At 73.3% G+C, this 3,435-nt stretch carries 2 protein-coding genes; both read right to left on the reverse strand.

Annotated features, from left to right (window positions below; all coding sequences use genetic code 11):
• Positions 1–602 (reverse strand): sarcosine oxidase subunit gamma (locus tag ACFTZL_RS42860; RefSeq protein WP_382595428.1); only part of this gene is annotated, 602 nt, incomplete at its 3' end.
• Positions 595–3,435 (reverse strand): 2Fe-2S iron-sulfur cluster-binding protein (locus ACFTZL_RS42865; protein WP_382595431.1); only part of this gene is annotated, 2,841 nt, incomplete at its 5' end. The genes ACFTZL_RS42865 and ACFTZL_RS42860, both read right to left, overlap by 8 nt.

Genomic DNA, 3,435 nt, shown 5'->3' on the forward strand with positions numbered 1-3,435 from the left:
CAGGTCCACTCCACAGCCGCGTCCAGCAGCCAGTCCGTCAGGTAGCCGGCGAAGGACGAACGGACCAGCACCCAGAACCCGCCTCCGGGTTCGTCACGGGCGACCAGGACGACCTGGGTGCGGCCCAGGGTCGTCTGGGCGCAGCGGCCGGGGCCGAAGACGCGCGGGTGCAGATCCAGCGAGCAGCCGTGGGCCAGCAGGTCGCGGGCGCGAGGACCCGCGACGAGCAGCGCGGTGCGCTGAGCCGAGACATCGACGACGGACACGGGCTCGTCACCCGCGGCCTCACGGATCCGGCTCTCCAGGTCCTGCTGACCGCCCGGCGGGCCCACCACGAGCCACTCGTCGGGGCCGAGCCACAGCGCGGTCAGCTCCCCGGCACGGACGACGGTGCCGGGTTCGACGGGCAGTTGCAGGCCCAGCGCCGGCCCGACGGCGTCCGCGGCCGCTCCCTTGGGGTCGAGACGCACATTGACCTGGGTCAGGAAAGGGAGTTCCGCCAGCCTGATCGCGCCCCCGGAGGTGCGGGTCGCGGCGGCCAGCCGGCCGGCGGCGTGCGACAGAGGGCTGCGGAGCGGGGCGGTCAGGACGGTGTCAGCCATCGCGGCGGGCTCCCTCGGGGTCGTAGAGGACGGGGCTCGCGACGGTCACCGGGACCAGCCGGTCGCCCACGGGGGCATAGAGTCGCTCACCGATGCGGTCCCGGCCGCCCTTGACCAGGGCGAGGGCGAAGGTCCGGCCGAGGGCCGCGCTGCGGTAGCTGGACGTGACATGGCCGAGCATCGGGACGGGCGGCGCGGGCAGCACACTGCCGGCGACCAGCTGCGTGCCCTCGGGGAGGAAGGCGCCCGGGTCCTCCGGGAGCAGGCCGACCAGGTGCTTGCGGTCCGGGCGGGAGGTGTCCGCACGGGCGTAGGACCGCTTGCCGATGAAGTCCCGCTTCTTCTTGGACACCACCCAGCTCATGCCGAGGTCCTGCGGCGTCACGGTGCCGTCGGTGTCCTGGCCGACGATCGGATAACCCTTCTCCGCTCGCAGGACGTGCATGGTCTCCGTGCCGTACGGGGTGATGCCGTACGAGGCGCCGGCCTCGTACAGCGCCTCCCACAGGGCGAGGGCGTCCCACGGTGACACATTGATCTCGTAGGCGAGTTCGCCGGAGAAGCTGATCCGGCAGACCCGGGCCCCGATGCCGGCGACCGTCGTGTCCCGCCATGCCATGAACGGGAAGTCGTCGTTGGCCACGGCGAGTCGGGGGGCGAGCGAGCCGAGCACTTCGCGGGACTTCGGACCGACCAGGGCGACGGTGGCCCACTGCTCGGTCACGGAGGTGCAGTGGACCCTCAGCTCGGGCCACTCCGTCTGGAGCCACTCCTCCATCCAGTCCAGCACGGCTGCGGCGTTGCCCGTCGTGGTGGTGAGCAGGTAGCGGTCCTGGTCGAGGCGGATGACAGTGCCGTCGTCGAAGACCATCCCGTCGGGGCGGCACATCACGCCGTAGCGGATCATGCCGACCTTCAGGGTGCTCATCATGTTGGTGTAGAGCAGGTCGAGGAAGACGGCGGCATCCGGGCCCTGGACGTCGATCTTGCCGAGAGTGGAGGCGTCCATGAAGGCGACGCCCTCGCGGGCGGCGGCGCACTCGCGCAGCACGGCCGTCTCCATGTCCTCGCCGTCCTGCGGGTAGTACCAGGGGCGCTTCCACTGGCCGACGTTCTCGAACAGGGCGCCGTGCGCGACATGCCACTCGTGCAGGGCGGTCGTACGGACCGGGTCGCTCAGCGCGCCGCGGTCTCGGCCGGCGAGGGCGGCGAAGGAGACGGGGGTGTACGGGGGCCGGAAGGTGGTCGTGCCGAGCGCCGAGATGTCCACGCCGAGCAGTTCGGCGACGACGCCGCCGGCCAGGACCCCGGAGGTCTTGCCCTGGTCGTTGGCGGTGCCGGCCGTGGTGTAGCGCTTGGTGTGCTCGACCGAGCGCATTCCGGCGCCGGTGGCCCGGGCCAGGTCGTCGACGGTGACGTCGCGTTGCAGGTCGACGAAGCGCGGGGCGCCTTCGCGACCCGGGACGGCGAAGATCTGCATGGGCGGCGTGTGCGGGTGCACGGGCACCCGGGGCAGGCGCGGAGCCTCGGCGGTGTAGCCCTCGGCCTCGATCGCGCGGGCCCCGGCGGCGGCCCCCTGCGCGAGGACGCGGGCCAGGTCGAAGACACCGCTCGCGCCGCCCGCGACCTCGACGGCCTGGCGGGAGGTGTCGGGGACGAAGCTGCCGAGCGTCTCGTCGTAGCGGAGCGTGCCGCCGGACTGGCTGAACAGGTGCGCCACCGGGTTCCAGCCGCCGGAGACCAGGAGCAGGTCGGCGGCGAACTCCCGTCGGCCTGTTGTCTCCCCGTACGGGGAGACGGTCACGGCGGTGAGACGGGGCGTGCCTTCGGCGGCGGTGACGGCGTGGCCCGGAAGCACCTCGATGCCGGCCCGCCGGGCGCGCTCGGCCCACTCCCCCGGCTCGGGACGGGTGTCGACCACGGCCTCGACGGCCACGCCGGCCGCGGCGAGGTCCAATGCCGCCGCGTAGGCGCTGTCGTTGGTGGTGAAGACGACCGCGTGACGGCCGGGCAGGACGCCGTGGCGGTTGACGTAGGCGCGGGCCGAGGCGGCCAGCATCACGCCGGGGCGGTCGTTGTCCGCGAAGGCCAGCGAGCGCTCGTGGGCGCCGGTGGCGAGGACGACGCGGCGAGCGCGGATGCGCCAGGCGCGTTCGCGGGAGACGTGCTCCGGAGCCTCGGCGCCGAGGTGGTTGGTGCGGCGCTCGACGGCGAGGAGGTGGTTGTCGTCGTAGTAGCCGAAGACGGTGGTGCGGCGCAGGACCCGCACGTCGGGGGCGGCGTCGAGGTGGGCGGTCGACCCGGTCACCCAGTCGAGGTGCTCGCCGCTTCCGAGGAGGCTGCCGCCGGGATCCGGCTGGTCGTCGGCGAGGATGACACGCGCACCCGAGCGGGCGGCGGCTGCCGCCGCGGCGAGGCCGGCCGGGCCCGCGCCCACGACCAGGAGGTCGCAGTGGGCGTGTACGGCGTCGTAGCGGGCCGGGTCCGGTTCGGTGGCGAGGCGGCCCTGGCCGGGGAGGCTGCTCGCGACCAGGCCGTCGTAGAGCTCCACGGTCGTCGCGGGGAGCATCGGCTCGGGGAAAGGTGCCTCGATCTGGATGACGGCGTTGGGCTCCTCGACGCCGGCCGAGAAGATGCCGCGGGGGCGGCCCAGTTTGATGCTGGTGCCGGTCTGGATGACGCCGTTGGCGAGGAGGGCGGAGGCGAGGGTGTCGCCCTTGCAGCCCTGGTATTCAGTGCCGTCGAAGGTGAAGGTGAGGGGCTTGTCGCGGTGGATTCGGCCGCGGTTGGGGTGGCGGAAGGGCTGGGTTGATTCGCCCCCGCCGCCCTTACC

Origin of the sequence: Streptomyces sp. NPDC056948 (assembly GCF_042674225.1) — a bacterium.
Classification (GTDB): Bacteria; Actinomycetota; Actinomycetes; order Streptomycetales; family Streptomycetaceae; genus Streptomyces; species Streptomyces purpurascens.